32 protein-coding genes are annotated in these 25,832 nt (G+C 61.0%); 22 read left to right on the top strand and 10 right to left on the bottom strand.

Annotated features, from left to right (window positions below):
• Positions 1-43 precede the first annotated feature (43 nt).
• Both ACXHRN_RS16205 and ACXHRN_RS16200 read right to left on the bottom strand, forming a co-directional pair.
• Complete coding sequence (locus tag ACXHRN_RS16205; RefSeq protein ID WP_488637341.1) at positions 44-1,093, bottom strand: M10 family metallopeptidase C-terminal domain-containing protein; 1,050 nt, start codon at positions 1,091-1,093, stop codon at positions 44-46.
• A 107-nt stretch (positions 1,094-1,200) separates the two neighbouring features.
• Positions 1,201-3,366: a transglycosylase domain-containing protein gene (locus ACXHRN_RS16200; RefSeq protein ID WP_488637340.1), complete on the bottom strand. Its 2,166-nt coding sequence runs from the start codon at positions 3,364-3,366 to the stop codon at positions 1,201-1,203.
• A 72-nt stretch (positions 3,367-3,438) separates the two neighbouring features.
• On the opposite strand from ACXHRN_RS16200, the gene ACXHRN_RS16195 reads away from it, so the two are divergent.
• The 4 genes from ACXHRN_RS16195 to ACXHRN_RS16180 all read left to right on the top strand — a co-directional run bounded on the left by ACXHRN_RS16195 (position 3,439) and on the right by ACXHRN_RS16180 (position 7,358).
• Positions 3,439-3,906, top strand: coding sequence for a YcgN family cysteine cluster protein (locus ACXHRN_RS16195; RefSeq protein WP_488637339.1), 468 nt, complete (start codon positions 3,439-3,441; stop codon positions 3,904-3,906).
• A 139-nt stretch (positions 3,907-4,045) separates the two neighbouring features.
• A complete protein-coding gene (locus ACXHRN_RS16190; RefSeq protein WP_488637338.1) occupies positions 4,046-5,065 on the top strand; it encodes a sulfotransferase family protein in 1,020 nt (339 codons plus the stop codon).
• Positions 5,066-5,209: 144 nt separating this feature from the next.
• Positions 5,210-6,268, top strand: a complete 1,059-nt coding sequence (locus ACXHRN_RS16185) for a hypothetical protein (protein ID WP_488637337.1) — start codon at positions 5,210-5,212, stop codon at positions 6,266-6,268.
• Positions 6,269-6,302: 34 nt separating this feature from the next.
• On the top strand, positions 6,303-7,358 hold the full coding sequence (locus tag ACXHRN_RS16180) for a hypothetical protein (RefSeq protein ID WP_488637336.1): 1,056 nt from the start codon (positions 6,303-6,305) through the stop codon (positions 7,356-7,358).
• A 3-nt stretch (positions 7,359-7,361) separates the two neighbouring features.
• On the opposite strand, the gene ACXHRN_RS16175 is transcribed toward ACXHRN_RS16180, so the two are convergent.
• Together ACXHRN_RS16175 and ACXHRN_RS16170 are read right to left on the bottom strand one after the other, a co-directional pair.
• Complete coding sequence (locus ACXHRN_RS16175; RefSeq protein WP_488637335.1) at positions 7,362-7,688, bottom strand: MmcQ/YjbR family DNA-binding protein; 327 nt, start codon at positions 7,686-7,688, stop codon at positions 7,362-7,364.
• 210 nt (positions 7,689-7,898) lie between these two features.
• Complete coding sequence (locus ACXHRN_RS16170; protein ID WP_488637334.1) at positions 7,899-8,432, bottom strand: hypothetical protein; 534 nt, start codon at positions 8,430-8,432, stop codon at positions 7,899-7,901.
• Positions 8,433-8,601: 169 nt separating this feature from the next.
• Here ACXHRN_RS16170 and ACXHRN_RS16165 point away from each other — a divergent pair, with 169 nt between their 5' ends.
• Positions 8,602-8,949 (top strand): hypothetical protein, encoded by a 348-nt coding sequence (locus ACXHRN_RS16165; protein WP_488637333.1) that lies wholly within the window; start codon positions 8,602-8,604, stop codon positions 8,947-8,949.
• A 240-nt stretch (positions 8,950-9,189) separates the two neighbouring features.
• Here ACXHRN_RS16165 and ACXHRN_RS16160 read toward each other — a convergent pair whose 3' ends face one another.
• A complete protein-coding gene (locus ACXHRN_RS16160; protein ID WP_488637332.1) occupies positions 9,190-10,173 on the bottom strand; it encodes an IS1595 family transposase in 984 nt (327 codons plus the stop codon).
• A 194-nt stretch (positions 10,174-10,367) separates the two neighbouring features.
• On the opposite strand from ACXHRN_RS16160, the gene ACXHRN_RS16155 reads away from it, so the two are divergent.
• The 5 genes from ACXHRN_RS16155 (at position 10,368) to ACXHRN_RS16135 (ending at position 15,688) form a co-directional block, all read left to right on the top strand.
• On the top strand, positions 10,368-10,907 hold the full coding sequence (locus ACXHRN_RS16155) for a hypothetical protein (protein ID WP_488637331.1): 540 nt from the start codon (positions 10,368-10,370) through the stop codon (positions 10,905-10,907).
• Between the two features lie 334 nt (positions 10,908-11,241).
• Positions 11,242-12,516: a DNA-packaging protein gene (locus ACXHRN_RS16150; protein WP_488641924.1), complete on the top strand. Its 1,275-nt coding sequence runs from the start codon at positions 11,242-11,244 to the stop codon at positions 12,514-12,516.
• 266 nt (positions 12,517-12,782) lie between these two features.
• Entirely contained in the window at positions 12,783-13,436 is a 654-nt protein-coding gene (locus tag ACXHRN_RS16145; protein WP_488637330.1) for a hypothetical protein, read from the top strand.
• A 22-nt stretch (positions 13,437-13,458) separates the two neighbouring features.
• Positions 13,459-13,776: a Dabb family protein gene (locus tag ACXHRN_RS16140; protein WP_488637329.1), complete on the top strand. Its 318-nt coding sequence runs from the start codon at positions 13,459-13,461 to the stop codon at positions 13,774-13,776.
• 199 nt (positions 13,777-13,975) lie between these two features.
• Entirely contained in the window at positions 13,976-15,688 is a 1,713-nt protein-coding gene (locus tag ACXHRN_RS16135) for an SGNH/GDSL hydrolase family protein (protein WP_488637328.1), read from the top strand.
• Positions 15,689-15,709: 21 nt separating this feature from the next.
• Here ACXHRN_RS16135 and ACXHRN_RS16130 read toward each other — a convergent pair whose 3' ends face one another.
• Positions 15,710-16,090 carry a hypothetical protein gene (locus tag ACXHRN_RS16130; RefSeq protein WP_488637327.1) on the bottom strand — a complete coding sequence of 127 codons (381 nt, stop codon included), beginning with the start codon at positions 16,088-16,090 and terminating at the stop codon, positions 15,710-15,712.
• Between the two features lie 136 nt (positions 16,091-16,226).
• Here ACXHRN_RS16130 and ACXHRN_RS16125 point away from each other — a divergent pair, with 136 nt between their 5' ends.
• Positions 16,227-17,390, top strand: coding sequence for a phage portal protein (locus ACXHRN_RS16125; protein WP_488637326.1), 1,164 nt, complete (start codon positions 16,227-16,229; stop codon positions 17,388-17,390).
• A 177-nt stretch (positions 17,391-17,567) separates the two neighbouring features.
• Here ACXHRN_RS16125 and ACXHRN_RS16120 read toward each other — a convergent pair whose 3' ends face one another.
• Positions 17,568-18,545: an isopenicillin N synthase family dioxygenase gene (locus ACXHRN_RS16120; protein ID WP_488637325.1), complete on the bottom strand. Its 978-nt coding sequence runs from the start codon at positions 18,543-18,545 to the stop codon at positions 17,568-17,570.
• Between ACXHRN_RS16120 and ACXHRN_RS16115 the strand changes: the two genes are divergently transcribed.
• Both ACXHRN_RS16115 and ACXHRN_RS16110 read left to right on the top strand, forming a co-directional pair.
• Positions 18,544-18,726, top strand: a complete 183-nt coding sequence (locus ACXHRN_RS16115) for a hypothetical protein (RefSeq protein WP_488637324.1) — start codon at positions 18,544-18,546, stop codon at positions 18,724-18,726. The genes ACXHRN_RS16120 and ACXHRN_RS16115 overlap by 2 nt on opposite strands.
• 173 nt (positions 18,727-18,899) lie before the next feature.
• On the top strand, positions 18,900-19,220 hold the full coding sequence (locus tag ACXHRN_RS16110; protein ID WP_488637323.1) for a DUF6107 family protein: 321 nt from the start codon (positions 18,900-18,902) through the stop codon (positions 19,218-19,220).
• On the opposite strand, the gene ACXHRN_RS16105 is transcribed toward ACXHRN_RS16110, so the two are convergent.
• The 3 genes from ACXHRN_RS16105 to ACXHRN_RS16095 form a co-directional block, all read right to left on the bottom strand.
• On the bottom strand, positions 19,221-19,502 hold the full coding sequence (locus tag ACXHRN_RS16105; RefSeq protein WP_488637322.1) for a type II toxin-antitoxin system YafQ family toxin: 282 nt from the start codon (positions 19,500-19,502) through the stop codon (positions 19,221-19,223).
• Positions 19,489-19,752, bottom strand: coding sequence for a type II toxin-antitoxin system RelB/DinJ family antitoxin (locus ACXHRN_RS16100; protein WP_488637321.1), 264 nt, complete (start codon positions 19,750-19,752; stop codon positions 19,489-19,491). Before ACXHRN_RS16100 ends, ACXHRN_RS16105 begins: the two co-directional genes overlap by 14 nt.
• A gap of 61 nt (positions 19,753-19,813) precedes the next feature.
• Positions 19,814-20,647 carry an AraC family transcriptional regulator gene (locus tag ACXHRN_RS16095; RefSeq protein WP_488637320.1) on the bottom strand — a complete coding sequence of 278 codons (834 nt, stop codon included), beginning with the start codon at positions 20,645-20,647 and terminating at the stop codon, positions 19,814-19,816.
• Positions 20,648-20,790: 143 nt separating this feature from the next.
• Between ACXHRN_RS16095 and ACXHRN_RS16090 the strand changes: the two genes are divergently transcribed.
• From ACXHRN_RS16090 to ACXHRN_RS16050, 9 genes are all read left to right on the top strand, one after another.
• Positions 20,791-21,351, top strand: a complete 561-nt coding sequence (locus ACXHRN_RS16090; RefSeq protein ID WP_488637319.1) for an HK97 family phage prohead protease — start codon at positions 20,791-20,793, stop codon at positions 21,349-21,351.
• Positions 21,352-21,453: 102 nt separating this feature from the next.
• Complete coding sequence (locus ACXHRN_RS16085) at positions 21,454-22,707, top strand: phage major capsid protein (RefSeq protein WP_488637318.1); 1,254 nt, start codon at positions 21,454-21,456, stop codon at positions 22,705-22,707.
• Positions 22,708-22,910: 203 nt separating this feature from the next.
• Positions 22,911-23,480, top strand: a complete 570-nt coding sequence (locus tag ACXHRN_RS16080; RefSeq protein ID WP_488637317.1) for a head-tail connector protein — start codon at positions 22,911-22,913, stop codon at positions 23,478-23,480.
• A 1-nt stretch (position 23,481) separates the two neighbouring features.
• Entirely contained in the window at positions 23,482-23,811 is a 330-nt protein-coding gene (locus ACXHRN_RS16075; protein WP_488637316.1) for a phage head closure protein, read from the top strand.
• A gap of 1 nt (position 23,812) precedes the next feature.
• Positions 23,813-24,205 carry a DUF3168 domain-containing protein gene (locus ACXHRN_RS16070; RefSeq protein WP_488637315.1) on the top strand — a complete coding sequence of 131 codons (393 nt, stop codon included), beginning with the start codon at positions 23,813-23,815 and terminating at the stop codon, positions 24,203-24,205.
• Between the two features lie 78 nt (positions 24,206-24,283).
• Complete coding sequence (locus tag ACXHRN_RS16065) at positions 24,284-24,691, top strand: phage major tail protein, TP901-1 family (RefSeq protein WP_488637314.1); 408 nt, start codon at positions 24,284-24,286, stop codon at positions 24,689-24,691.
• Positions 24,691-25,071: a gene transfer agent family protein gene (locus ACXHRN_RS16060; protein ID WP_488637313.1), complete on the top strand. Its 381-nt coding sequence runs from the start codon at positions 24,691-24,693 to the stop codon at positions 25,069-25,071. Before ACXHRN_RS16065 ends, ACXHRN_RS16060 begins: the two co-directional genes overlap by 1 nt.
• Positions 25,068-25,298 (top strand): rcc01693 family protein, encoded by a 231-nt coding sequence (locus tag ACXHRN_RS16055; protein WP_488637312.1) that lies wholly within the window; start codon positions 25,068-25,070, stop codon positions 25,296-25,298. Before ACXHRN_RS16060 ends, ACXHRN_RS16055 begins: the two co-directional genes overlap by 4 nt.
• The gene (locus ACXHRN_RS16050) at positions 25,285-25,824 is read left to right on the top strand and encodes a phage tail tape measure protein (RefSeq protein WP_488637311.1); all 540 of its coding nucleotides are present in this window, start codon (positions 25,285-25,287) and stop codon (positions 25,822-25,824) included. The genes ACXHRN_RS16055 and ACXHRN_RS16050 overlap by 14 nt, the downstream gene beginning before the upstream one ends.
• The last annotated feature ends 8 nt before the right edge of the window (positions 25,825-25,832 follow it).

The following is a 25,832-nucleotide window of genomic DNA, read 5'->3' as shown; positions in this document are numbered from 1 at the left end:
CCGGCGCGATTGCATGCCCTCGGCCGGTACCGATCTTCGCTCGCTATAGTTCGAAATCCGACTGGACGAAATGGATCCTGCCGGTCAGTTCGACGGTCATTTCAGGCGGCCTGTCGGTATCGGTGCTTAGATAGAGGAAGGTGGAATTTCCCTTGATCACATAGCGCGCTTCGGCTCCGCTTGCGGAAAAAGCCGCAGTGCCGATAAATGTGAAGTCGTCGTTGTCGAGGGTCGTGGCGAGTGCGTCGAGTTCCGAGAGATCGATGACATCGTGGCTCTTGTGGGAAAAGTCACCAATGAGATCGCGCCCCGATTTCGCATTCGTCGAGTCGGTGTCGTCGAGATAGATAAACATATCGGCTCCGCCGCCGCCGTAGAGCAGGTCGCGGCCCAGATTGCCGGCCAACTGTTCTCCGCCTGAACCGCCGCGGATGGTGTCATTGCCCCAATAGCCGTCGATGAGGCCGTCCACCGAGCCGCGCCGGCCGTCATAGCTGTCCTTGCCGAGGCCCATGTGCACCATGCCGGTGATCGAGCCCGTATTGACGATCGAAATTGCTCCGCCCGAACTGATCGCATCGAGCGCCGACTCGCCGCCGCCGGTGATCGTGCCGCTGTTGACGATTTCCACCTGGCCGCTGGAACTGAGATAAATGGCATCGGTCTCGCGCGCGCGGATGAGGCCGTGGTTCTCGATAGAGGTCGGGTCTGTCGCAAGCGCGGAAATCACACCGATACCGACGGCGCCATCAATCGTACCCCAGTTCTCGACGATCCCAGAGGTGCAGCGCAAATAGACGCCGATGCCCGCCTGGCTGCCCAGATATCCTTCCTTGCCGATAAAGAGCCGTTGGGAGGAATCGTCGCTCGGCGAGTCGCCGAGAAGAACGGCATCCCCATAAGCGTAGGCGGTTCCCAATATCGTCACGACCTGAAGGCTGCCGCGCGCGGCGATCAGATTCTCATTGATGCCGCTGGCAGTGCTTTCGTTGACCAGAAACGCACTTGCCCCCAGCAAGAGACTATCGTCCGTTCCAAGGTCGAATTGCAGGCCCGTGCCGGTTTTGTCACCATTTAAAGTTTGAATCGCCATGCCGCGCCTACTCCTCGCAACGTTCGGTTGGGGGAAGTGTTATCGAAGCCAGAGGCGGCGTGCAATCCTGTGTGAATGGTGGAAGCGGAAGCGTGGCCGCACTCCGCTCACCCCGCCTCGGCCACCTTCTCCGAGGTTTTCAGCTTCGGGGCCTCTCTCAGCTTTTCGCCGATCTGGCGGATCAGTCGCGTCGAGGCAGCCGTCAAGGTGCGCGGACGGATCATTTCCGGCAGCTTGTTGTCGGCGGCAACTTCCGCCTTCTTCTTGGCTTCGATCGCTGCCGCGGTTTCCTTGGGCCGGTCCTTGGGCAGCGGGTTTTCGATGCCGGGGATGGGTTTGAGCTCGATGCCCTGATGGGCATAGTCCATCAGGATCTTGAAGGTCATCGCCGGCAGCGAGCCGCCGGTCATCTTGTTGGTCGACGTATAGTCGTCATTGCCGAACCAGACGGCCACCGTGTAATTGCCGGTGAAGCCGCAGAACCAGGCATCGCGATAGCCCTGCGTCGTGCCGGTCTTGCCGGCGGTGACGATGCCATTGTCGAGCGCTGCCTTGCGCGCCGTGCCGATATAAGGGATCTGGCTGAGCATCTGGTTCATGTAGTCGGCGGCCTGCTTGGTCATCACCCGCTTGGCCGGCGGCGCGTCCTTGCTGAAGTCGTAGAGCACCTTGCCGTCGTAATCCATGATCTGGGTAATGCCGTGCCGGCGCGATTGCATGCCCTCGGCCGGGAACGTGGCGTAGGCGGTCGCCTGGTCAATGACAGTCAGTTCCGACGTGCCGAGCGGGATGGTCTTGTCGGTGCGGATCGGCGTCTCGACGCCCATGTCCTTGGCGCGCTTGGAGATCGCCTCGGTGCCGATCAGGTCCTTGGCCAGCTTGACCGGGATCGAGTTGATCGACTTGGCGATTGCGGTCAGGATGGTGATGCGTCCGGCATAGGAACGGCCATAGTTCTGCGGCGACCAGCCACGCCATGTCACCGGGCCGTCGACGACGATCGAATCAGGCGTCAGGCCTTTCTCCATGGCCAGCGAATATGTGTAGACCTTGAAGGACGAGCCGGGTTGGCGCAGCGCCTTGGTGGCGCGGTTGAACTGCGTCTCGCCATAGTCGCGGCCGCCGACCATGGCGCGCACCGCTCCGCCATTTTCGATCATCACCAGCGCGCCCTGCTTGACGTGATAGCTGTCGCCATACTGCCTGAGCCCGGTTTCCACCGCCTCTTCGGCTGCCCTCTGCAGGCCCATGTCGATGGTGGTGCGCACGACCAGCGAATGGGTGGGGTAGTTCTTGGCGAGCTTCAGCGTCTCGTCATAGGCCCAGTCGAGATAGAAATCCGGAGCCTCGCGGGCATTGCGGTCGACGACGCTGGCCGGATGACGGCGCGCATCGATCACTTCACCCTCGGTCATCATGCCGCCCTGGACGAGGTTGGTCAGAACCTCGTTGGCGCGGGCACGCGCTGCGGGCAGGTTGACATGCGGCGCATATTTTGCCGGAGCCTTGAACAGGCCCGCCAGCATGGCGGATTCAGCTAGCGTCAGATCGGTGATTTCCTTGCCGAAGTAGAAGCGGGCCGCCGCCGCTGCGCCGAATGTGCCGCCACCCATATAGGCGCGGTCGAGATAGAGCGACAGGATCTGCTTCTTGGAGAAGTTCGCCTCGATCCACAGCGCCAAAAACGCTTCCTTGATCTTGCGGTCGAAGGAGCGCTCGTTGGACAGGAACAGGTTCTTGGCGAGCTGCTGGGTCAGCGTCGAGCCACCCTGGACGACGCCGCCTGCACGCGCATTTTCCGAAACGGCCCGGAACAGGCCGAGGACATCGATGCCGAAATGGTCGAAGAAGCGCCGGTCCTCGGTCGCCAGCACTGCTTTCACCAGATGATCGGGCAACTGGTCGATCGGAACCGAATCCTCATGGATGATGCCGCGATGGCCAACCACATTGCCGTAGCGATCGAGAAAGGTGACGGCGAAATCCTGCTTCTTGCGCCAGTCGCTCTTGGCGATCTCGAAGGCCGGCTTGGCGAGCGCCAGCATCACGACCAGGCCCACCGAGCCCCAGGTCAGCGCCTCGCCGACAAGTTCGACGGGTATGCGCTTCCAGCCCTTGACCCGGAACTTCCGGAAGAAAATGGTGACGTCTTCCCATATATCGACGAAGTTGAAGCCGGCGTTCCAGAGCGTCGAATCGAGCCAGGCATCCAGCTTGAGGAAAAAGTGCTTCCTGAGCTTGGGTTCCTTGTCTTTCTCCGATGCATCACTCATATGGGGGAAATCCGATCGCGACCCTGGGAATTCAATGTTCCTAAAATAGGCTGAGACCTCTATAACATCTCAATGAACAACACAAAAATGGAAAATACCGCGCCGTTCTGGAAAACCAAGACGCTGCGCGAAATGAGTGACACGGAGTGGGAAAGCCTCTGCGACGGCTGCGGCCGCTGCTGCCTGAACAAGCTGGAATACGAGGATACCGGCGACATCGTCTTCACCAATATTCGCTGTCACATGCTCGATTCGGAGAGCTGTCGGTGCTCCGATTACGTCAACCGCAAGCAACATGTGCCCGAGTGCATCCGGCTGACGGTCGAGGAAGTGGAAACGCTGACCTGGCTGCCGCCGACCTGCGGCTACCGGCTCGTCAAGGAAGGCCGCGACCTCTACTGGTGGCACCCACTGCTGTCGGGCGACCCCGAAACCGTCCACGCCGCCGGCATCTCCGTCCGCGGCCGGACGGTCAACGAAAAGGACGTCGATTTCGAGGATTACGAAGACTACGAGGTGAACTGGCCGGCGGAGGAGTGAGGGGCGAAGACCCGGCGCCTGTCGTGAGCGCACTGCTTTTGCTGGGGCGTTGAGCTTTCCATCTCTCTCGCGGTCAGCAAGAGCCGAAAGGCACGCGCAAGATGTCATGCCTATCCCGGGAATGAACCGGAGTCCCGACATGGCGATCAACAGTCCGCAGGAATTGGTGCAGCGTTTGCGTGGGCAGAACAAGCCCAAGGCGATCCGTGCAATCGCCAATGAGGCGCTGTCGCAATGTGCGCCCGACCAGCAAAGCAGGCTGATGATGATCGGCTCCAACACCAGCCCGTTCTTCATTCCCAACACCGAACCTGGATCGCCCGGCATCAATCTTGCGCAATGGCTTCTTGCCATCGGCCAGGCGCGAACTGCCGCTGCCAACAGCGCCGCCGAGCACATTCTTGTCGCAGCCCCGATGAAATCCGGATCGACCTTCGTTGTCAGGGCGCTGGCGCAGGCCTTCAGCCTGCAGCGCAAGGGGCTCGCGATGCTGACCGGCTCGCCCTATGATTTCACGCTGTTCGGCGCCGGCCTGCAAGCGTTTCGCATCGATGAACTGTCGTTGGTGACCAATTGCCTCGCCGGCCCCCTGATCGCGCACCACCATGTCGTCTGCTCGCCACTGCTGGCGGGGCAACTGGAGGTCTATAACCTCCGTCCTGTGCTCCTAAAGCGCAACATTTTCGATTGCCTGGTCAGCCTTGACGAATTCTACCGGAAAGACAACGACGCTACGCAGAGCGGCGACGGCCTTTATTTCAATTCCGGTATGCCACCGCACTGGTCTGGCTTGGATGACGAGACGCGGATGCGGGCCATTCTCGACCGGTACCTGCAGTTTTATGTCGACTATTATGTCAGTTGGACGATGTGCGAGAAATACGGCCTGACGAGGCCGCTTTGGCTTTCCTATGAGAGCGATATTCTTGGCGATAAGGAGCGCCTGGCTGTTAAGGTTTGCAGCTATCTGGGTCGGCCGGAGCCCGATGTGGACAAGGTCGTCCGCGCGCTTGCCTCCTTCGACAAGGCGGAGAATGCCCTTTTCAACAAGGGCGTCAGCGGCCGTGGCGCAGTCATTCAGGGCCGGAACCGGGAGCGTGTACTGGAGGCTTTCGACATGTATCGCGACTATGCCGACTGGAGCGGGATCGTCGGCTAGGACGCTCGGCTGGCCGACGGAAAAAGGCGGTTGGCTGCGCGGACGAACGTTACTACCAAGAAACGATCGCTTGGCGATTTGCACCAGTCTCGCGAAAGTTTGCCCCGATAGCCTCGCAAAGTATTTGTTAAGATAGGGACGGACATGGAAAATCTGGCGCGGCAGGAAAATCTCGAGCAGGAAATCATGCCCTTCCTGCAAAAGATCGCGCGGATCGCCGATGTGGATCTCGTCAGCAAGCTCTGCCAGGAATTCATCTTTCGGTTTCCGCCGCAGCGCGGCCTGGAAATGGCCTCGCTGCTGAGCCATGCGAACCCATTCTTCCTGGCGGATATTCCGGCCGAAAGTGCCCGGCAACTCGCGGTCAATCTCGATCTCTTCGCCGAGATGGTCATGCGCGCCAAGCTGACGGCGTCTCATGCAAGGCAGTTGAACGTACTCGTCGCTTGCGCGCCGAAATCGGCCTCGACCTTCATTCAGAATGCGCTCATTAAGGCGCTCAGCCTGCCTTCCGGCGGCTTGTTCACGGCGACGATGGATGCTGCGTCCGGTTCGGCGCTCGGGGCGAACCTCAAGGAGCAGGAGCCGGACGAACTGGCGCTGATCCGCAATGGCCTTAACACCCGTGGCTATGTCGCGCAGCATCATGCGCGCTGCTCGCCCTACATGGCCAGGTTGCTGTCGTTCTACAATGTTCGGCCGATCGTCACCCATCGCAATATCCTTGATACGGTCGTCTCGATGGATGACATGATCATGGAATGGCGCATACCGGGCGCCTCGGCGACTGCCTATTTCTTCAACGATGGTATGCCCGGTAATTTCCAGACGCTCGACCGGACAGACCGGCTGATGATCCTCGCCCAGCGCTGGACCGCCTGGCTCGTGCAATTCTACATCACCTGGAAGAAGTGCGAAAAGCTCGGCCTGATCAAGCCGCTCTGGGTGTCGTATGAGCAGGATTTCCTCGGCGACAAGCACCTGCTTGCGACCCGCATCGCCACCTTCCTGGGCGCCGATATGGCCGCCGCCGCGCGTCTTACAGATGCGTTCGAGGATCGTTCTGATGCCGGTGCCAAGCGCCTCAACAAGGGTGTCGCCGGTCGTGGCAAGGACGTGCCGGACAAGGTGCGCGACCAGGTTCTGCGCATTGCCAGCTACTACAGCGCAGAAGAAGACATCTCGGCGCTGATCGGCGCGTGAGCATCCCGACAGGTTCGAACGGAAAGATACGCTTATGAGCATGGAACCCGCCGCAAATCCGGAAACCCTGGTTCGGCCGATGATGACCTGGATATCGACCAATACCGACCGGGAAGACATGCGCGCCAAGGCCGATCTGTTCATCAAGGACTTTTCACCGGAAAAGGCGCTCAGCATCGCCTCGGCACTGTCTTTTGCCAACCCGTTCTTCGTGCCCGATATTCCCGATGCTCCGGCACGTCAGCTTGCGGTTTCGCTCGAGAATTTCGCCGAATTCTCCATGCGCGCCAAGATGACGGCCAAGCACGCCGACCAGCCCAACATCCTCGTCGCCTGCGCGCCGAAATCGGGTTCGACCTTTCTCCAGGCGGCGCTGATCAAGGGGCTCGAACTGCCGCAGGCATGCCTGTTTACACCAACCCTCGATTGGGGATCGGCTGCAGCGCTCGGCGCCAATCTGCGCGAACAGGAGCCCGACGAGCTCGCGCTCATGCGCAACGGCCTGAACGCCAGGGGGTATGTCGCCCAGCATCATTCGCGTTGCTCGCCCTACCTCGCCCGGCTGCTCGGCGTCTACAACGTCAAGCCGATTATCACCCACCGCAACATCTTCGACACCATGGTCAGCATGGACGACATGGTGATGGAGTGGCGTTCCAATCCCAATTCCAGCCAATACGGCTACTTCAGCGACGGGTTGCCATCCAACTTTGAAACCTTGCCGCGCGAGGATCGCTTGCTGATCCTCGCCCAGCGCTGGACGCCGTGGCTGGTGCAGTTTTATGTCACCTGGAAGAAATGCGAGAAGCTGGACCTGACCAAGCCGCTGTGGATCTCCTACGAACAGGATTTTCTCGGTGACAAGCAGGTGCTGGCCAACCGCATCGCCGATTTTGTCGGACGCGACCGCGCCGATCCCGAAAAGATTGCGGCAGCCCTCGCGGACACCAGTGACGGCAAGGCCAAGCGCATCAACCAGGGCGTCGCGGGCCGCGGTCGCGACCTGCCGACCGAGGCACGCGAACACATCCTCTCGACCGCCGGCTACTACAGCGACGACGAGGACCTGACGCCACTGATCGGCGGCTGATCGTCACCGGCGTTTCTTGTTCGCAGACTTCGCAGTCACGTTCCTCCAGGCCATGGATAGCGTGTGTTCGGCGATGTCCTGCGGACAGTCCGGCAGTGCCAGATGCGTCCAGCCTTTCTGGCCCCAGGCGTTGGCAATGACTGAAAACAGCGGCCCATGCATCTCCACCATCATCGCCTGCTGGTCGGGCGAAAGTTTCAGCGCCGCCAGATCCGTTCGCGGCAGGCTGGCGAAGATTTTTGGCGCCCGAAAATCCCGCTTGCCGAAATGGGCGCTTTCGGTACTGCCGGGGAGCGCGAGCGCGAGAGTGGCGAATTCATCTTCGGTCATGGATCGGCCCCTGGTTGAGGTGGAAGTCCACCATGCCAAGGCTGCACTGACAAGAAAAATGCGACATAGGAAAATAATCCCAATTATATACTTGACGTACCACGATTGGAAATGGCATGATTCGCGAGCGTGACAGGCCGGTGGAGATTACGGAGGAGATGGTGATGGCGGGACTAGAAGTCTTCTGGTCCTATCTTTCAGATAGCTTGCCTACAAACTGGTCGATTGACTCGCGCGTTGTTCGCGAGATTTTTTCTGCAATGCAACGTGTTTCTCAATCTTTGGAATCAGGCGAACGGCACGGTCTATGATTTCGCCGATCTTGGTGTTGAGTTCTGCAAACTGTTCTGCGGTGCGATCAGGGTCGAGACTTTTGTGATAGGGCAATGATGGAGTTGGCGTTATCCGGCCTTCTTGGGTAAGGACCGACCACATTGTGTGTATGGCGGCGTTACGCTGGCCGGATAAAGTTTGGAGATCGTTGAAGACGGAAGCAAATTCAGTGGAGAGCGCATCGTCTCCCATAAGAGTAACCTTTCCAAGTTCACGGGTTACGTCTCGTTGCGCCGTATCGGCTTTCAACGCGAAGAAAATTGCTTGCGCTTCATCGTGAGTAAGTCTGGATAGGATACCGAACAAAACGAACACCAGCGATTGAGCGGTGTTCCATGCTATGGTGACGTGACCAATCACGCTAGCATGTATGTCTAGCGCGTCATTGATAAGGTCTTCAGGTTCAGACATGACAGGCACCAAAAAGACAGAGGAAGACAAAGGCGACGACGTTTTGAGACGGATGCTCAGGACGCCGCCCGATCCGAAAACCCCTCCCAAGCCAAAGCCTGGGAAGGAAGATAAGGAACAAAGTAACGATTAGCCGGTTACCCTACTGATCGTTACACGGAGTTCGGATTTGTCTTCTGAGATCGGTTTCTATCCCCTCGCGCAAGGCGAGCCCGCCGGGAACGTGGAGAGTGCAGATGTGCGTAGCTCCAGCGGCCCTAATGCTTCGCCATTTATGATGAAGCGTCAAGTTAGCGGTGAGACGTTGGTGGAAGTTTTCGGTTTCACCGATATAGACCGCATCCCAATTGCCATTGAGGGCCTTCCTACAGGTAATGTAGACGCCGGGCTTCTCGAAGTAGACGGCACCAATGGGATCAAGCTGGAACCCATAGGTCGTGCCGCTTTGGCCTCGCCAATTAATGATAGGTGGGGATGCAGGATTCGTTACAGGAAAGTTAGCCATTTTGGCTCCTAAAGTTTCGAGCCGGGCTTGACCAAATAGCGAATCCGGGAACATAACCGGGTGTACACACTACCATGTCCCGCAGCCAGACTCAGGGGTTGCGCGGGCAAATCAAGGCCGCTCGCGCCAACGAGCGGCCTTTCTGATTCGTCAGATAGCATTCTGCCGGTATTACGGGTGTGAATGTCAATCGGTACACCCGCCCGCTATTTGTTCTTCTTTCGTTTTCCCAACAGTTTGCGGGCTTTTTGCTTAGGCGTTAGCGGCTTCACCAACCCGCCGATAGGTCAAACGCTTATCGCGAGCGCCAGCAAGAAGCTGTTCGGCGCGCTCTGCATCCGAAATCTTGAGCGCAGCGCGGCGGTTATAACGGAAATCGAATTCCGAGAGATAACGGTGCAGGTGGGCTTCGCCGCAATGCTGGTAGACGCCGATCATGCCACGCTTGAAGACAGAGAACACACCTTCGATAGTGTTGGTGTGGACGATGCCATGAGCTTCGCGGCGAGCGTATTCCTTGGCGGAATGGCGCACCTTCTGGTGTGAAGCGTATTCCTCGCCTGTGCGGGTATAGAGGCGGCTTTCGTCGGTGTAGAGATTGGTATCGCGGGTTACGTTGCGGACCAGAACGTCACGAACGGTTTCAGCGGTAGCGTGGTTGATGTGGAAGGTGCGGACTTTGCCACCACGCTCGACCAGACCAACGATAACGCGCTTCTGAGCACCGCCAGCCTTGCCGCTCTTGGTGGGCGTGGCAACGCGACCACGAGAAAGCTTTGCAGGGGTTTCGCGCTTGCCGATATAGGTTTCATCGGCTTCCACGATCTTGCCTTCGCCGCCAAGAGGACCGGAGGACTTGTTATCTTCCTTCATGGCTTCGCGGATACGATGAGCCATGAACCAAGCAGTCTTGTAGGTGACGCCAAGCATACGGTGAAGCTGGTGCGCGCTCATGCCCTTCTTGGATGAAGCCATAAGGTGAGCGGCGAGTACCCACTTGTTCAATGCGATCTTGGAGCGTTCGAACACGGTGCCAACGGTGACGGTGAAAGGTTCGCGGCAATCGTTGCACTTGTAGACGCCGGGGCGCGTGGACTTGCCAGCCAGCTTGTGAATGCGCGTCTGATCGCAGTTGCCGCAATGAGGGCAGATCGGACCGTTGGGCCAGTGAATGGCTTCAAGGTGTTCGCGGGCCTTGTCTGCGTCGTGGTAAATCTCGTTGGTCAAATCGAACATTGCCGTCCCTCCGTTGTTTTCCTTATACGAAATCGAACGTGGTACGTCAAGTATATAATTAGGAAAATAATCCTTGACGGCGTAACGGTCGTTTGGTAGGTTTATGTCATGATCCGAAAAGTGCGGCAAACGCAGGCCACCGAGGCTGAAACGCCCCGGCTTTCTCGGTAAATCCGCAAATAGGAAAAAATTCCATGTTCGATCCGATCGACTTCGATCTGGCGATGGTCGCCCCATGGCCGGTTGAGCCGCGCCTGCCCGATTGGGCCGCCGAGGCGAGGGCGGCGGAAGTGGCGCGCGACATCCTGCTCGAGACCAAGGCGGCGGCCGAGCCCACGCCGGTCGAGGCGCTGCAGCTTCTCCTCAACGAGATGACGGTGGAGATGCGCCTGCAATTCGAGGCGTTCCGTACCATTCGCATGGATGCCGAGGCGCTGCTCAAGGGCGCGCCTGATGAAGCCGAGATCAAGCTCGCCAAGGCCGACATCAAGTCGGCCACGGATGCGCTGGCGCTATTGGTGCGCACCATCGAGAAAATCGACAGCCTGCAGCGGAGCCTCGCCGATGACCGGGAACGCGCCATCGAAAAGAATTTTGACGAGGCTGCTTACAACGACTTGCTGGCCGGAATCGAACGCAAGATCGAGACGCGGGCAAGGGAGCTTGCCACCATCTGGGCCGCTGAGGCTGATGATGCCAGGCTGTCAGGCACCGGGCCGCCCCTGGGAGCCTGACGAAGGGTTGAGCCAGCGCCACTGGCGGCTGGCGGAGAACGAGATTGCTGCGGAAGGGAAGGCGCGTGCGGTTGACATTGCCACCAGCTTTTTCAACGAGATGATGACGGTAGCGGACCCGGTTTTGATGCTGAGAGAAGCAGTGCGACAGAAGCTGCTCTATGCCGACGGCTATGTCGTCAAAAGCGATGTGTCCGTTAGTGCGGCTGCGCAGGCAGCGGAGAGTAGAGATGAAACTCCCTCTTCTCCCCTCGGGGAGAAGTGCCGAGCACAGCGAGGCGATGAGGGGGCGGCCACGGATGATGCGGTTTCTGTTCAATCGCCGCTTCTCCGAATGGGCGAAAGGCAAAGCGACGCGCTGCCAAGCGAGCAGACAGAGCTACTGCTAACCAGTGTCCGCGACAACTGGCGAACCCTCAATGCCCGGCCCGAACAGCTTGCGCCGCCCGGCGACTGGCGGACATGGCTGGTGATGGGCGGGCGTGGCTCGGGCAAGACCCGCGCCGGCGCCGAATGGGTGCATGAGATCGCGTCGACGGCAAAGCAGCCGGTGCGGTTCGCGCTGGTTGCCGAGACCTTGGCCGATGCCCGCGAGGTGATGATCGACGGCATTTCTGGCATCTGGCGGATCGCCACACGCTTCAGGCCGCAATTCGAGATCACCCGCCGGCGGCTGGTGTGGCCGAACGGCTCGGTGGCGCAACTGTTTTCCTCGGAGGACCCCGACAGCCTGCGCGGTCCGCAATTCGACTATGCCTGGTGCGACGAGCTGGCAAAATGGAAGCATGCGCAGGAGACCTGGGACATGCTGCAATTCGGCCTAAGGCTGGGTGTTCAGCCCAGGCAGATGGTGACGACGACACCCCGACCGGTACCGCTGATCCGGGCGCTGATTGACGATCCCGGCACCGTGACGACACGCATATCAACGCGAGCAAATGCCGCAAACCTTGCTTCCGGATTTATTGCCGCAGTCCAAAAACGCTACGGCGGCACGCGGCTCGGTCGCCAGGAACTCGACGGCGAGTTGATCGCCAATCGCGAGGATGCGCTGTGGAACCGTGAGATGCTGGAGCGGTTGCGGCTTCGCAATTCCGGTCCGCTGGGACGCATCGTCGTCGCGGTCGATCCGCCGGCGGCGGAAAAGGCATCCGGTTCTTGCTGCGGCATTGTCGTAGCCGGGCTCGATGCGACGGGCATGGGCGTCGTGCTCGCCGATCTCTCGGTCGAGAACGCCTCGCCGGGCGAATGGGGCAATGCCGTTGTCCGAGCCTTCCGGCGCTTCCAGGCTGACCGCGTCGTCGCCGAAGTCAACCAGGGCGGCGACATGGTGGCGGCAATCCTGCGGTCGATCGATGCCGGCCTGCCGGTGACCAATGTTCGGGCAACGCGCGGCAAATTCCTGCGCGCTGAACCCGTGGCCGCCCTCTACGAGCAGGGCCGGGTGGCGCATGCCGGCACCTTCGCCGCGCTGGAAGACCAGATGTGCGATTTCGGCCCCGACGGATTGTCGGGCGGTGGCTCACCCGATCGGCTCGATGCGCTGGTCTGGGCGCTGACCGCCTTGATGCTCGGCAGCCAGGGAGAGCCGCGGGTTCGGGGGATCTAGCCGACGACCGTCGTTTTGGCGGGTCGGTTTAAGGACCCCCCGAGGTTTGCTTTTCTGGCGCAAATCTATCCCCCGTCATTCCCTGCTTCATGCAGGGAATCCAGTAGCGCCGCGTCGGCGGCGCGAAAGAGTCTTTTGCGCTCAAGGACTTGAGCGCGCTGGATCCCTGTGACGAGCACAGGGATGAGGGGCGGCGAGGTTTTCGCGCACCTAGGCACTGGCCGCCACGACCAGCCACAAAAACCAACGCAAACACGGAGACACGCATGCCGATCAACCGAAAAATGTTCTTCGACGAAGCCCGGAAATCGCTGTTTTCCGGAGCGCTGACGCAAGGCCAGGTCCTGGGCACAGACGCCATTCTCGATGCCTGGGAGCAAACGCGTGCTACTGCGGATCGCCGCTTTCTCGCCTATATGCTGGCAACCACTTTTCACGAGACTGCCAGAACCATGCAGCCGGTGCGCGAGACCATGGCGGATTCCGATGACGAGGCTATTGCCATTCTCGATCTCGCCTGGCGCAAGGGCAGGCTGAACCAGGTGCGCGAACCCTATTGGCGGCGCGATGTCAGCGGCAAGAGCTGGCTCGGCCGCGGCCTCGTGCAGCTGACCCACAAGGCAAATTATGCAAAGCTGTCAGGTCCCGTCGGCGTCGATCTGGTCGCCCATCCCGAAATGGCCATGGAGATCGGCACTGCCGTCAGGATCATGTTTGCAGGCATGGAGAAGGGGCTTTTCACCGGCCGGCGGCTGGCGGATTTCTTCAATCCGCTGCGCGAGGACTGGGCAGGTGCGCGGCAGATCGTCAACGGTACGGATCGCGCGGCTGCGATCGCGGGCTATGCCAAGCGCTTCCACGCGGCACTTGGTCCGGTTGAAGTGCGGCAGGCCGCGTGCTACGCGGCGGAGCCGACTTGATCTATCGCCTCGAGGTGCCCGCGTGATCCGCCATATTGTGTTCTTTTCCGCCCGCAATCCCAGCGATATCGATGCCGTGCGCGCCGGCCTGTCGTTGCTGACGGCAAGCCCGCATGCGGACCGGCTGGAAATCGGCACCAATATCAAGACCGACCAGCTGGGCAGCGATGTCGATCTCGTCGTCTATGGCGAATTCCGCGACGAGGCCGCACTGGCCGCCTACAAGGCCGACCCGCTCTACCAGCGCTCGATCGAGATCGTCCGGCCGCTGCGGGAAATCCGCATGGCGGCGGACTATGATGTCGAGCGCGCAGTGCGCACGCCGGTCGAACGAGGCTGAGGCCCTTCGGGCAAAATCCGTTCGTGGACAGTCCAGTTTGAGCTACCGCCACCAGCGGCCGATGGCACCAATTCTGCTGCGGCAGCGTTGTTGCGCTGCACTCAATATTGAAAAACCTCGGCAATCCCGATTGCACTGACACTTTCTGATCAAATTTTACATGCTATGGTCCCCGCTTTCATTGAAGCAGGAGTCCATCATGGTTCACATCAAGAGACGAGGACTCCTCATGGCCGGCGGCCTATCACTCGGATTCGGACTGGGTCTTCCTTTTGCGCGTGCCGGGCTGGATATCAGCCTGTCGGGCCGCGGCATCGACGACACGGCAGCGCCTGGAACCACGATCGGCGTGCTATCGATGCGCAATGCCGGCGGCGGCAGCTGGACCTACAGCATACCAGACAACGCCGGCGGCCGGTTTGCACTTTCCGGCGCCAATGTCGTTGTCGGCGCCACCGCGCTCGACCATGCAACGGCGCCCACTCCGACCATCAAGATCGAGGCGACGGATGGTAGCCAGGCGGTGACGCGAACGTTTGCTTTGAATGTCCGCAAGCCATTGCCATCGCTGCCGCTGCCTGCCGGTGCGCGGCTCAACATCATTGGCCACAGCCAGCTTGCCTACACGCATTATTCCGGCATGGCCGTTCCGACCGCGGATGCTGCGGTCGGAACGGATGCCAAGGGCGTGCTTGCGGCCTATCACACGCTTGACCCGCGCTTCGACATGGACAGCTGGTACGACACCAGCGACCCGCTGGGCAGGAACATCGCCGGCGCCGATTACGCCGTGTTCGGCGCGCATCTCGATGCCATCGATGCGCAATTGACCATGGCGCTTCAACATAAGCCGCAGGCCATCGTCATGATGGGCGGCTCCAACACCATCTCAACCGGTGACGGCGATGCGGCTGCTCCCGCAAACATCCACTATTCGATCTCGAAAGTGGAGGCGCAGCTTCAGCGCTGCCGAAATGCCGGGATCCCCGTTATTCTGATGACGGATTATCCGCGTGGCACCTGGGTCGGCACCAGCCCCAGTGCGGCTGAAAAGGACGGTGCCGTGGTCGAGTACAATAAATGGGTGAAGGCCCAGACTGGGCGCGATGGCGTGCTAGTCGTCGATTTCTGGGATCTGCTTGCGCCAGGCGGCGTGCAGGATCCGTCGCTTTTCGAGGCCGATCTCACGCATCTCAGTCCAAGAGGCGCGGCGAAGGCGGCCGCCCATCCTGCAATGTCTGCGGCATTTCAGGCCGTCTTCGGCGCGGGCGAGCATTTCTCCACGGATCCGACGACTGCGGACCAGTTGCTCAGCGCCGCCAATCATGGCTGGGCCGCATCCGGTTCTGCCGCGACCGGCATGGTCACGGGCACGAAGGCGGCCGCACTGAGCTTCTTCAACACGCCGTCCGCCGGCTCCTCCGTGGTGTGCAGCATGGAGCAGATCGGCTCGACCGGCCGCTATAAGCAGGTATGCACCGTCACCCCGGGCGACAACGGATCTGGAACCCTTTACCACACGCTGTCGTTCCTGCTGCCCAACAGCGCCGTGACCGGCCTTGCTGCAGGCGACTGGGTCAGGCACTCGGTCATCGTTGAAATCGGCGGCGCAAGCGAAAACCTCGGTGAGTTGCGGGTCAAGCCGCAGGTCTGCCAGGGCTCCACGGTCCGCGCGCAGAGTTTTCTGTTGAACACAGCTTCGCCTGACTTTTCCATCTCGCCCGGATTGCCGGCGAGCACGCGAAAGGTCGTGTCTCAGCCGATACAGATTCCCGTCGGCGCAACCTTCGACCGCTGCCGATCCTTCGTGGAGCTCTATTGGCCACGGACGGTGGTGGGCTCTTTCCAGGTCAAGTTTCACAGCCCGAAATGGGCAAAGATCGCCGATCCCCGCATCGCACGGGGATATTGATCTGCAGGCTGCCTGAGGAATTTAACCCGTGATCCCCGGCTGCAGCATTTTCAGCAATCCGGCGTCCTTGAGGTCTCCCTTCAGGAAGGCCGAGAGAATGCCACGCTGGATGCACAGGATCAGATCGTCGCCAAGCTGCTTGGGAATGTCGGCCACGGTCTTGATTGGCTGCTTGGCGTGCAAGGCCAGCATCGCATTGGCCTGGCTCTGGCATCCGCCCTTTGCGAGCGTCGCCACCCGAGCCTGGAGGATTTTTGCATCGGCCAGTTTGATGTCGCTCTGCCGCTTTACCTCCAATGCCTGCGTCGTGTTTGCCGACCAGTGTGCGGAGGCACTGTAGACCGCCAGGCCGGCAACGATCGTGGCTGCTGCGACGGATAGAATCTTAAAGCGCATATCCATGCATATCTCCTGTCGCATGCGTCACATATGGCGCGCCGGCGCTGTGGAAGTCGAGCGAAATGCGTCGGCGATACCGTTTCATTCATGATCCATGCCACCGACCGGTCGCGGCGGGTCTCGTTTCGAGGAAACCAACATGAAATTTCCATTCAGGCTGCCGCGCCGCGAGGCTGCGGCGGGACGATCGGCCCCATCCGAATCCAAGGCCTTCGGCGGCTTCATCGCCTTTTCCGGCGAAGGCCGGACGCAATGGTCGGAGAAAAGCTATGCGGCGCTCGCCCGCGAAGGCTTCATGCGCAATCCGATCGCACACCGGGCTATCCGCCTGGTCGGCGAGGCGGCGGCGTCGGTGCCCTGGATGTTGACCATCGACGGGCGCGAGGAGCCCGACCATGGAAGCCTCGCGCTGCTTGCCGGCCCGAATGCCCGCCAGAGCGGCGCCGAATTCTTCGAAGCCCTGTTCGGACAGCTCATGATCTCCGGCAACGCCTTCCTGCTGCCGGTGAAATCAGGCACGCGGCTGGCGGAGTTGCATCTGCTGCGGCCCGACCGCGTGCGGATCCTCGAAGGCGCCGATGGTTGGCCGGAGACTTTGGAATATCGCCTCGGCGGGCGTGTGCGGCGCTATCCCATGCTGGGCGACGATGCCGTGCTGCATCTAAAACTTTTCCATCCGCTCGACGACCATGGCGGCTATCCGCCGCTGTCGGCCGCGACCACCGCGCTTGACCTGTTCAATTCGGCCAGCGCCTGGAACCGGGCGCTGATCGACAATTCGGCGCGCCCCTCCGGCGCTCTGGTTTACCAGCCCAAGGAGGGCGGCAACCTGTCGCCCGACCAGTATGAGCGGCTGAAGGCGGAGCTGACCGAGGGCTATTCGGGACCGGCGCGGGCCGGAAGGCCGATGCTGCTCGAAGGCGGGCTGGACTGGAAGACGATGGGGCTATCGCCCCGGGAAATGGATTTCGTCGAGGCCAAGAACGGCGCGGCCCGCGACATTGCCCTAGCGCTCGGCGTGCCGCCGATGCTGCTCGGCCTGCCCGGCGACAACACCTACGCTAACTATGCCGAAGCCAACCGCGCCTTCTGGCGGCTGACCGTGCTGCCGCTGCTTTCACGGACGGCGGCGTCGCTATCGGGTTGGCTGTCGGGGATTTATGGCGAGCCGTTGGTGCTTGGCCACGATCTTGACCAGGTGCCGGGATTGTCGCTGGAGCGCGATGCGCTGTGGGCAAGGGTGGGGGCGGCGGCATTTCTCAGCGACGAGGAGAAGAGGGAAGCGGTGGGGTATGGGAAATGAGGTTTTCCTCTCCCCTTGTGGGAGAGGATACGCAGGCCGGGCGAGCATGCGAGCCCATGGCCGAAGTTGGTGAGGGGTACATTGCCGTTGCTTCACCCCTCACCAAGCGCGCCCAGACGATCGGCTCCGCCGCTCGCGGGCTTGCTATCCTCTCCCACAGGGGGAGAGCAAGACCTCTCACATCACCGTCTTCTTGAACTTACCCATCAGATACGGCCCGGACAGGACCGGCTCGTATTTCGTAGCCTCGCCCTCCGCCAGGCAAGATGGCAGCGTCTCGATCGAGGCAAACCAGTCGGGCTGGTGGAAATAGGCCAAAGACTGTCGGCGCTTGAGGCCGCCTTCATTGGGCGAGACATTGACGACGCGATGCAGCGTCGACACCCAGCGGTCGTTGGTCCAGCGGGCCATCAGATCGCCGATATTGATGACGAAGGCCCCATCGACCGGCGGCACTTCCCGCCAGACGCCTTCCGGCGTCATGATTTCAAGACCCTTGGAACCGGGCTGCGGCGGCAGGATTGTCAGGCTGCCATAGTCGGTATGGGCGCCGGCGCGCAGCTGGCCGTCGGGTGGTGGAGCATCAAGCTCGGGATAGTTGAGCGCACGGAGTGCTGAGATAGGCGCGCCGATGAAGGACTGGAAATAGTCCTCCGGTAGTTCCAGCGCCACCGCAAAAACCCGCATGATACGCGCCGCGAGATCGGTGACGCCTGCGTAGTAGGCCTCCCATTCGGGACGAAAGCCCTGTGGGTCATCCGGCCAGATCGTTGCTGCGTAACAAAACGCAAGTGCTTCCTCGTCGGTCAGGCCGGGCGGCACGGAGAGGGGGCCGCCATTGAAACTTTCCTTGAGATCGGGTGGGGAATCCACGCCTTTTGATTTGGCCAGCGCCTCGGTGCCGGGGCCGAGATAGCCGTAGGGATAGCCTGGAAAGGGCGCACGCGACTGGTTCTTGACGCTGTAAGGCAGGTCGAAAAAGTCGTGCGCGTGGCTCCAGACGCCAGAGATTACGTCGTCCGGGATACCGTGGTTCTTGACCGCGAGAAACCCGGATGCGCGGCAGATGAGGTCCACCTCCCGCCCCATCTGCCGCCTTTTCTCTTCGCTCGTCGCCTCGAAGGCGGCGAGATCGAAAACGGGAAAGTCACTCATGGGAACGCTCCGGATGCTGCTGGGAGGCGAAACCTGCAATGATCAGAAGGGCTTGTCCAGCCATTCGGATTCAAATCGACAGCAAAGCGGTAGAAATCGCAGCGGCAGCGGCGTGCGGGATACGATGATTGATCTATCTTTTCAGGGGGATAGCGATCCAACCGGAATCATGCAGGCATGAGCCTGACCCAACTCTGCACAGATGTGACTCAACCTTTGAAGAAATGTCGCCAAGCGATTCCGGGGATTCAGCAATCCGCGATGGAGACCCGGCCGAGCAAGGTGAGGCCCGGTTGCATCCCGTCGGTTTTGAGTTGCCTTAATTAAGTACATGATAAAACAGAGGTATTAACAATGGCTGACTTTTCCGGCGATCCTGGCCTCTGGATGGAACGCACGATTGGTGCTTCGGCAGGGGCTGCGATCTCTCTCGTCTACATGCTGCCGAAGGGGCCGCGCGAGGCAGCGAGCCGCTACCTTACCGGCCTGATCTCGGGCCTGATCTTCGGTGGTCCGGCGGGCACGTTTCTGGCCGGACGCATGGGCCTCACCGCCGCACTCTCGGGCTCGGAAATCATGCTCTCGGGCGCCGCCGCCGTCAGCCTCTCGGCTTGGTGGGGGCTGGGACTGCTGCAGCGCATCGGCGAAAGGTGGGCGGCGAGGGTGAGGGGGTGATTAGAGTCCGAGCTCCGAATGAGAGCCTAGCCGCACCAACTGCAATGTATCGGCATCGGGCAGTCGATAGATCAGCACCAGATCCGGCTTGATATGGCAATCACGATGATCCTGCCAGTCGCCGGTGAGAGCGTGATCTCGGTATTTCGCGACAAGCGCCTCATCGTCTGCAAGCGCTTGAACCACGCCGGTCAGTTCTTTGCTTAGGACGTCGCGGTGGCGTCCCTTGGATTCGCGTTTGTAGTCACGTTTGAATTGGGTCGTCCGTTCAATCGTCCGCATCGAGGTCCGCCATCAGCGCCTCGACACTTTCGAATTTCGCGAGACCGCCGGCTCTCGCCTCACGCATTGCAGCGATTGTCTCGGCATTCGGCGTGAGGGGTTCGAACGGTAATGCCTTGTCGTGGGCGACTTTCGTCAGCATCAGCCGCACAGCGTCTGACACCGAAAGGCCCATGGATGCAAGGACCGCGGCGGCCTCTTCCTTGACCTTGCCGTCGATCCTTGCCTGTACCAGTGAATTCGCTGCCATTGTCATTCTCCTTCATGTGAATGACAATGTAATGCAGCAAGATGCAAATTTCAATCTCGACTTACTTCACCACCGGTATCCAGATCTCAAACCCGCCGGCGCCGGTCACGGAGTCGAACTCCGGCGGATAATACTCGATCAGCGGCACTTCGGCTGCCGAGAAGCCGGATTCCGGCAGCCAGCGGTTCCAGATCGTGCCGATCGTCTGGCGGATCAGGGTGATATGGCCGGGCTGCCTGAACTTGGCATAGGTCGCAGCAGCCACGGTGCGGCTGGTGAGTTCCGGCGGCACGTCGGTGAAGTCGGAGACTGCGACGCCGCACATATATTCGCAGCCGTTTTCCTCGGTGTAGCTGAGCGAGGCGCCATAGGCCGATTTGCCGATAGTATTGGGAATGTGGCGAGTATGGACGTTGAACTGCTGCCAGAGCGACGGAATGCCGCCGATCTTGTCCATCGGGAATTGTTTGATAAGGCCGACGAGGTGAAGTGCACCGTGCTTTTCGATGCGCGGCGGGGCGAGGTTCAGGTCTGGGGTCGTATCCATGATCATAGGCTCCATCAAGCTGAGCTGTTTCAAACTGCGGGCGTCGCGGACGCATTCCGGCGTCACGCCGAAATGCTCCCGGAACGCCCGGGTGAAGGCTTCATGCGATCCGTAGCCTGTCTCGAGAGCCAGGCCGAGGATATCGGGAACCCCGAGTGCCAGGATGCGGGCGGCTTCGCTGAGCCGCCGCGCGCGGGCATAGCGCATCAGCGAATTGCCCGTGACCGAGGCGAAGGCGCGCGTCAGGTGCGGAGGGGTAACTCCACACAGCGAAGCGATGTCTTCGAGTGACGCCTGGCTGCGGAGATTGCTCTCGACCTGCCAGATAGCGTTTTCGATCAGGTTCATGCGGCACTCATTTGGTTTCCGATGAGATGAAGTTAGCGGAACCCGCCGGGGTGCCGCTTGACCGTTCTTGTGGTGGACGAGGTTTTTTATCACTTCGCTCCTCCCGCCGCAAAATTCAGACTTTGATATCGAAAGGACATCGCATGACCGCTGACGCCATCATTGCCCGGCGCGAGAGAAAATTCGCGAAAATGGAGTTCAAGACGCTGACCGAGGCCGGCGTCTTTACCGGCTATGCCAGCCTGTTCGGCGAGGTCGATCTCGGCAAGGACCGGGTCGAGCGCGGCGCTTTTCTCAAGTCGCTCGCCCGACGCGGGGCGGCCGGCATCCGCATGCTGTTCCAGCACGATCCGGCCGAACCGATCGGCGCCTGGCGGGTGATCCGCGAGGACGGTCGCGGCCTCTATGTCGAGGGCGCTCTGTCGGACGGTGTCGCCCGCGCCCGCGAGGTGCATCAGCTGATGAAATCCCGCGCCCTCGACGGCCTGTCGATCGGCTTCCAGACGGTGCGCGCCAAGTCCGAGCCCAAGAGCGGCATTCGTCACATCCTGGAGGCCGACCTTTGGGAGATCTCCGTGGTCACCTTTCCGATGTTGCCGGGCGCCCGGATCGGTGAGGTCAAGGATGCGCCCTTTCGACGGCCGATGAACTCCGACCGCCGCCTGCTAGCATCGATCCACGAGGCGGCGCGGCGCATGGGCTGATCGCCAAATCACATTTGGCAGGCCCAATCCATATTCAGCCGGAATGTCCGGCATATCACCGGGCCGCAAGGCCTTTTTTATTGTCGAAAGGAAATTGCAGACATGAGTAAAACAGCAGCGACCGCAGCGCCGGAAATCAAGGCGGTGCCCGACACGATCGCCGACGCCTTTGACGGCTTCATGGGTGCCTTCGAGGCATTCAAGGATGCCAATGACCGCCGGCTCGACGAGATCGAGCGCAAGCTGACCGCCGACGTCGTGACCACGGAGAAAGTCGAGCGGATCAACAAGGCGATCGACGAGCAGAAGCGCGCCATCGACCAGTTCGTCATCCGCAAGGCGCGTCCGGCGCTTGGGCGTAGCGATGGCACCTCGCTTGAGGCGATGGAACACAAGGCCGCCTTCGAGGCCTATATGCGCCGCGGCGACGAAAGCGGCCTGCGCGAGATCGAAAGCAAGGCATTTTCCACCGGCACGGCCTCCGATGGAGGTTATCTCGTGCCTAATGAGACCGACACCGAGATCGGCCGTCGGCTCTTGACCGTCTCGCCGATCCGTTCTCTCGCGACCGTCCGCCAGGTCTCCGGCCATGTGTTGAAGAAGCCTTTCGCGCTGGCTGGTCTGTCAACCGGCTGGGTGGCCGAGACCGGCGCCCGCACCGAAACCACGACGCCGTCGCTTGCCGAACTCTCCTTCGAAACGATGGAGCTCTATGCGATGCCGGCGGCAACACAAGGGCTGCTCGACGATGGCGCTGTCGACATCGAAAGCTGGATCGCCTCGGAAGTCGACATCGCCTTTGCCGAGCAGGAGGGCACGGCCTTCGTCTCCGGCAACGGCACCAACCGGCCGAGGGGCTTTCTCGCCTACACCAACGTCGCCAATTCCAGCTGGAGTTGGGGCAACATCGGCTACATCGCCGCGGGCAGCGCGGGCGCTTTTGCCTCAACTGGACCGGGCGATGTGCTGATCGATGCGGCCTATGCGTTGAAGGCGGGTCATCGCCAGAACGCCAATTTCGTCATGAACCGCACCACGCAAGGGTCTATCCGCAAATTCAAGGATGCCGATGGCAACTATCTCTGGCAGCCGCCGGCAACACCCGGCCAGCCGGCCTCGCTGATGGGCTTTCCGGTGACGGAAGCCGAGGACATGCCGGATGTTGCGGCCAACGCCTACTCCATCGCCATCGGCGATTTCCGCGCCGGCTATCTGGTGGTCGATCGCACCGGCGTGCGCGTGCTCCGCGACCCCTATTCCGCCAAGCCCTACGTGCTGTTCTACACCACCAAGCGCGTCGGCGGCGGGGTGCAGAATTTCGAGGCGATCAAGCTGATCAAGTTTGCGGCGAGCTGATCGCGTCGACCATTCTGAAGATTCCCCTCCCCAACCCCTCCCCACAAGGGGGAGGGGCTAATCTGCCGCGGCGCTTCACCCAACAAAACCCGTTCCAGAGTTGGTCGCAGATGGTTTGCTGAGCGATCCGCAAGTTTAGCCCTCCCCCTTGTGGGGAGGGTTGGGGAGGGGTCTTTGTTCCCTCGCATTTCACAGGAATTCCCATGACCTATGCCCTGATCACTCCGCCGATCGCGGAGGCGCTGAGCCTTGCCGATGTCAAAGCACATCTGCGGATCGACAACCCGGACGAGGACGAGCTGCTTGAAAGCCTGATCCGCACCGCTCGCGAACATCTCGAACGGGTATCGGGCCTTGCGCTGATCAGCCAGGGCTTGCGGCTCTATCTCGATGCCTGGCTCGAGGACGGCATAGTGCCCATCCTCCGTGGGCCGGTGCAGGCGATCACCGAGATCCGCGTGTTCGACGCAGCTGGCGATGAGCAATCCATCAGCCTCGACGGCCATGTGCTGGATGGCAATGCGCGGCCGGCGCGCCTGTTCCTGCGCAATCGTCCAATCCCCGGCGAACCGTTCAACGGCATCGAGGTCGATTTCACCGCCGGCTTTGGCGATGCCGGCCTCGACGTGCCGGATACATTGAAGCGGGCGCTGCTGACGCATATCGCCGCGATGTACGAATTTCGTGGTGCGGTGACGCCTGCCGATCAACCAGCTGTCATCCCCGAGGGGTATGACAGGCTGATTGCACCTTTTCTGATCAGGAGGCTTTGACATGCAACTGACATTCTTCGATGCAGGGCAGCTGACAGCGCGGCTTGACCTTGAGTCAGACGTTGAGTCATCGGACGGCCAGGGCGGCCTGACGCTGAGTCATGCCGTAACGGCCTCGCTCTGGGCGCGGATCGAGCCCATTGCCGCCGAAATCGAGGAACTCGGCCACGCCGAGCGCGAACGGGTGACCCACCGGATCTGGATCCGTCATTCGGATGTCGTCAAGCCGGGCCTGCGCTTTCGCAAGGGTGCGCGGATATTTGCGATCCGCACGGTGCATGATCCCGACGAAAGCGGCCGCTATCTGGTCTGCCGCGCGACGGAGCAATGACATGCCAAATGCCGCCAACGCTCTGCAGAAAGCGATCTACGAAACGCTCGCCGGCGATGCCGAACTCATGTCCCTGGTCGGCGACAACGGCGTCTTCGATCACCGGGTCACCGGCAAGCCGATGCCCTACCTGGTGATCTCAGATATCACCACCAACGATTTCGGCCCCGAGGCCGAGGAGCATATGATGACCATCGAGGCCTGGTCGGACAGGCCCGGCCGGCTCGAGGTGCAGTCCATCGCCGGCCGGGTGATGGAACTCTTCGAGGAGACGCAGCCGACATTGAGCGAAGCGATCCTCGTCAACCTCCAGCACCGAACGACAAGGGTGCGGCGGGAGGCGAAGACCAACGCGCTGCTCGCCGAGATGAGCTTTCGGGCGGTGACGGAGTAACCATAACCCGCCTCATTGCATCCCCATTCAGGCGCCCTTCGTGGCGCCTTTTTCATTTCATCCCCGAAAGGAAAGATCATGACGGCCCAGAAAGGCAAGGATCTGCTTTTGAAGATCGACAATGGTGCGTCCTATGAGACCGTGGCCGGGCTGCGCTCGCGGCGGCTGGCCTTCAATGCCGCCACCGTCGATATCACCGACGCTGAAAGCGCCGGGCGCTGGCGCGAATTGCTCGAGGGTGCGGGTGTCAAGCGCGCAGCCGTTTCCGGTTCCGGCATCTTCAAGGACCAAGCGTCCGACATGTCGGTGCGTACGGCGTTCTTCGCCGGCACGATCCCGGACTGGCAGATTGTTATCCCGGACTTCGGCACGGTCACCGGCCCGTTCCAGATCACCGCGCTCGAATATTCCGGCCAATACAATGGCGAGGTGATGTTCGACCTGGCGCTCGAATCCGCAGGCGCGCTTGCCTTCGGTGCGCTCTGATGGGTGACCTCAGCAATGTCAGTCGAGCCAATGCCCGCCGGGGCGAGGTCGAGACCGTGATCGACGGCCAGCGCCGGATCCTTTGCCTGACGCTCGGGGCGCTCGCTGAAATCGAGACGGCCTTCGGCGTCGACAATATCGCTGATCTCGTTGGACGGATTTCCAGCGGCCGGCTTGGCTCCGCCGAGATGATCGCCATCTTGGGCGCTGCCCTGCGCGGCGGCGGCAACGTCGTCGCTGACGAGGACGTTGCCGATATGCGCGTCGACGGCGGGGTCGATGCAGCGGTCGGACTTGTCGCCAAACTGCTCCGCTCCACCTTTCTGCCGGAGCAGGAGGTGACTCGCCCAAACCCTCTCAAGCCGCAGCTGGCCGATTGATCGATGCCCGTCCGCCGCCTTTCCCCTGGGGCGCGGCTTTGCATTTCGGACTTGGCCTGCTGCGGCTTGCCCCCGCAAATTTCTGGATGTTGACCCCTTGTGAATTGATGGCGTTGTCGGGCGGCTCCCGCCCGCAGGCCGTAGCGACGGATCGCAACGCGCTCGAAGCGATGATGGCGCTCTGGCCGGATATACCGGCGAAAGGAGATGGCAATGGAACAGGCTGAAATGGATCATGCGCTGGAGACAGCGTCGGAATTGAAAGAGGTGCTGAATGATCTTGAGGATCGTTCGCGCTCGTTTGGTTCGGCAATCACCTCGGCGCTGCAGGGCGCGGTGCTCGATGGCGACAGCCTTAGCGAGGTGCTGCAGTCGATTGCGTCGCGGTTTTCGGCAATCACGCTCGATGCCGGCATGCAGCCGCTCGAAAATTCGCTGACTGGACTGTTTGCCGGCATGACCCATTCGCTGAGCAGCGCGATCGGCTTTGCCAATGGTGGCGTCGTCAATGCACCCACCTATTTCCCAATGAGCGGCAGCACCGGCCTGATGGGTGAAGCAGGCGCCGAAGCCATCATGCCGCTCAGGCGCGGTGCCGATGGAAGGCTGGGCGTGGCCGGCGGCGATGGCGGCGGATCGGTCCAGGTCGTGTTCAACGTTCAGGCCGCCGATGTCCAGAGTTTTCGCCGATCCGAAGGCCAGATCAACGCCATGCTGACCCGCGCCGTCGGCCGCGGCCGGCGGGGAATCTAGGAGATTTG

This window comes from Shinella sp. OV683, from assembly GCF_057787725.1.
Note: the sequence above shows the minus strand (reverse complement) of the source record. Positions and strands in the feature narration are given on the sequence as shown.

What these genes read in the sequence shown, in the direction of transcription:
- ACXHRN_RS16205 (WP_488637341.1), bottom strand. Translation starts at nt 1,093, where the DNA reads ATGGCGATTCAAACTTTAAATGGTGACAAAACCGGCACGGGCCTGCAA.
- ACXHRN_RS16200 (WP_488637340.1), bottom strand. Translation starts at nt 3,366, where the DNA reads ATGAGTGATGCATCGGAGAAAGACAAGGAACCCAAGCTCAGGAAGCAC.
- ACXHRN_RS16195 (WP_488637339.1), top strand. Translation starts at nt 3,439, where the DNA reads ATGAACAACACAAAAATGGAAAATACCGCGCCGTTCTGGAAAACCAAG.
- ACXHRN_RS16190 (WP_488637338.1), top strand. Translation starts at nt 4,046, where the DNA reads ATGGCGATCAACAGTCCGCAGGAATTGGTGCAGCGTTTGCGTGGGCAG.
- ACXHRN_RS16185 (WP_488637337.1), top strand. Translation starts at nt 5,210, where the DNA reads ATGGAAAATCTGGCGCGGCAGGAAAATCTCGAGCAGGAAATCATGCCC.
- ACXHRN_RS16180 (WP_488637336.1), top strand. Translation starts at nt 6,303, where the DNA reads ATGAGCATGGAACCCGCCGCAAATCCGGAAACCCTGGTTCGGCCGATG.
- ACXHRN_RS16175 (WP_488637335.1), bottom strand. Translation starts at nt 7,688, where the DNA reads ATGACCGAAGATGAATTCGCCACTCTCGCGCTCGCGCTCCCCGGCAGT.
- ACXHRN_RS16170 (WP_488637334.1), bottom strand. Translation starts at nt 8,432, where the DNA reads ATGTCTGAACCTGAAGACCTTATCAATGACGCGCTAGACATACATGCT.
- ACXHRN_RS16160 (WP_488637332.1), bottom strand. Translation starts at nt 10,173, where the DNA reads ATGTTCGATTTGACCAACGAGATTTACCACGACGCAGACAAGGCCCGC.
- ACXHRN_RS16155 (WP_488637331.1), top strand. Translation starts at nt 10,368, where the DNA reads ATGTTCGATCCGATCGACTTCGATCTGGCGATGGTCGCCCCATGGCCG.
- ACXHRN_RS16150 (WP_488641924.1), top strand. Translation starts at nt 11,242, where the DNA reads ATGGGCGAAAGGCAAAGCGACGCGCTGCCAAGCGAGCAGACAGAGCTA.
- ACXHRN_RS16145 (WP_488637330.1), top strand. Translation starts at nt 12,783, where the DNA reads ATGCCGATCAACCGAAAAATGTTCTTCGACGAAGCCCGGAAATCGCTG.
- ACXHRN_RS16135 (WP_488637328.1), top strand. Translation starts at nt 13,976, where the DNA reads ATGGTTCACATCAAGAGACGAGGACTCCTCATGGCCGGCGGCCTATCA.
- ACXHRN_RS16130 (WP_488637327.1), bottom strand. Translation starts at nt 16,090, where the DNA reads ATGGATATGCGCTTTAAGATTCTATCCGTCGCAGCAGCCACGATCGTT.
- ACXHRN_RS16125 (WP_488637326.1), top strand. Translation starts at nt 16,227, where the DNA reads ATGAAATTTCCATTCAGGCTGCCGCGCCGCGAGGCTGCGGCGGGACGA.
- ACXHRN_RS16115 (WP_488637324.1), top strand. Translation starts at nt 18,544, where the DNA reads ATGGGAACGCTCCGGATGCTGCTGGGAGGCGAAACCTGCAATGATCAG.
- ACXHRN_RS16120 (WP_488637325.1), bottom strand. Translation starts at nt 18,545, where the DNA reads ATGAGTGACTTTCCCGTTTTCGATCTCGCCGCCTTCGAGGCGACGAGC.
- ACXHRN_RS16110 (WP_488637323.1), top strand. Translation starts at nt 18,900, where the DNA reads ATGGCTGACTTTTCCGGCGATCCTGGCCTCTGGATGGAACGCACGATT.
- ACXHRN_RS16105 (WP_488637322.1), bottom strand. Translation starts at nt 19,502, where the DNA reads ATGCGGACGATTGAACGGACGACCCAATTCAAACGTGACTACAAACGC.
- ACXHRN_RS16100 (WP_488637321.1), bottom strand. Translation starts at nt 19,752, where the DNA reads ATGGCAGCGAATTCACTGGTACAGGCAAGGATCGACGGCAAGGTCAAG.
- ACXHRN_RS16095 (WP_488637320.1), bottom strand. Translation starts at nt 20,647, where the DNA reads ATGAACCTGATCGAAAACGCTATCTGGCAGGTCGAGAGCAATCTCCGC.
- ACXHRN_RS16090 (WP_488637319.1), top strand. Translation starts at nt 20,791, where the DNA reads ATGACCGCTGACGCCATCATTGCCCGGCGCGAGAGAAAATTCGCGAAA.
- ACXHRN_RS16085 (WP_488637318.1), top strand. Translation starts at nt 21,454, where the DNA reads ATGAGTAAAACAGCAGCGACCGCAGCGCCGGAAATCAAGGCGGTGCCC.
- ACXHRN_RS16080 (WP_488637317.1), top strand. Translation starts at nt 22,911, where the DNA reads ATGACCTATGCCCTGATCACTCCGCCGATCGCGGAGGCGCTGAGCCTT.
- ACXHRN_RS16075 (WP_488637316.1), top strand. Translation starts at nt 23,482, where the DNA reads ATGCAACTGACATTCTTCGATGCAGGGCAGCTGACAGCGCGGCTTGAC.
- ACXHRN_RS16070 (WP_488637315.1), top strand. Translation starts at nt 23,813, where the DNA reads ATGCCAAATGCCGCCAACGCTCTGCAGAAAGCGATCTACGAAACGCTC.
- ACXHRN_RS16065 (WP_488637314.1), top strand. Translation starts at nt 24,284, where the DNA reads ATGACGGCCCAGAAAGGCAAGGATCTGCTTTTGAAGATCGACAATGGT.
- ACXHRN_RS16060 (WP_488637313.1), top strand. Translation starts at nt 24,691, where the DNA reads ATGGGTGACCTCAGCAATGTCAGTCGAGCCAATGCCCGCCGGGGCGAG.
- ACXHRN_RS16050 (WP_488637311.1), top strand. Translation starts at nt 25,285, where the DNA reads ATGGAACAGGCTGAAATGGATCATGCGCTGGAGACAGCGTCGGAATTG.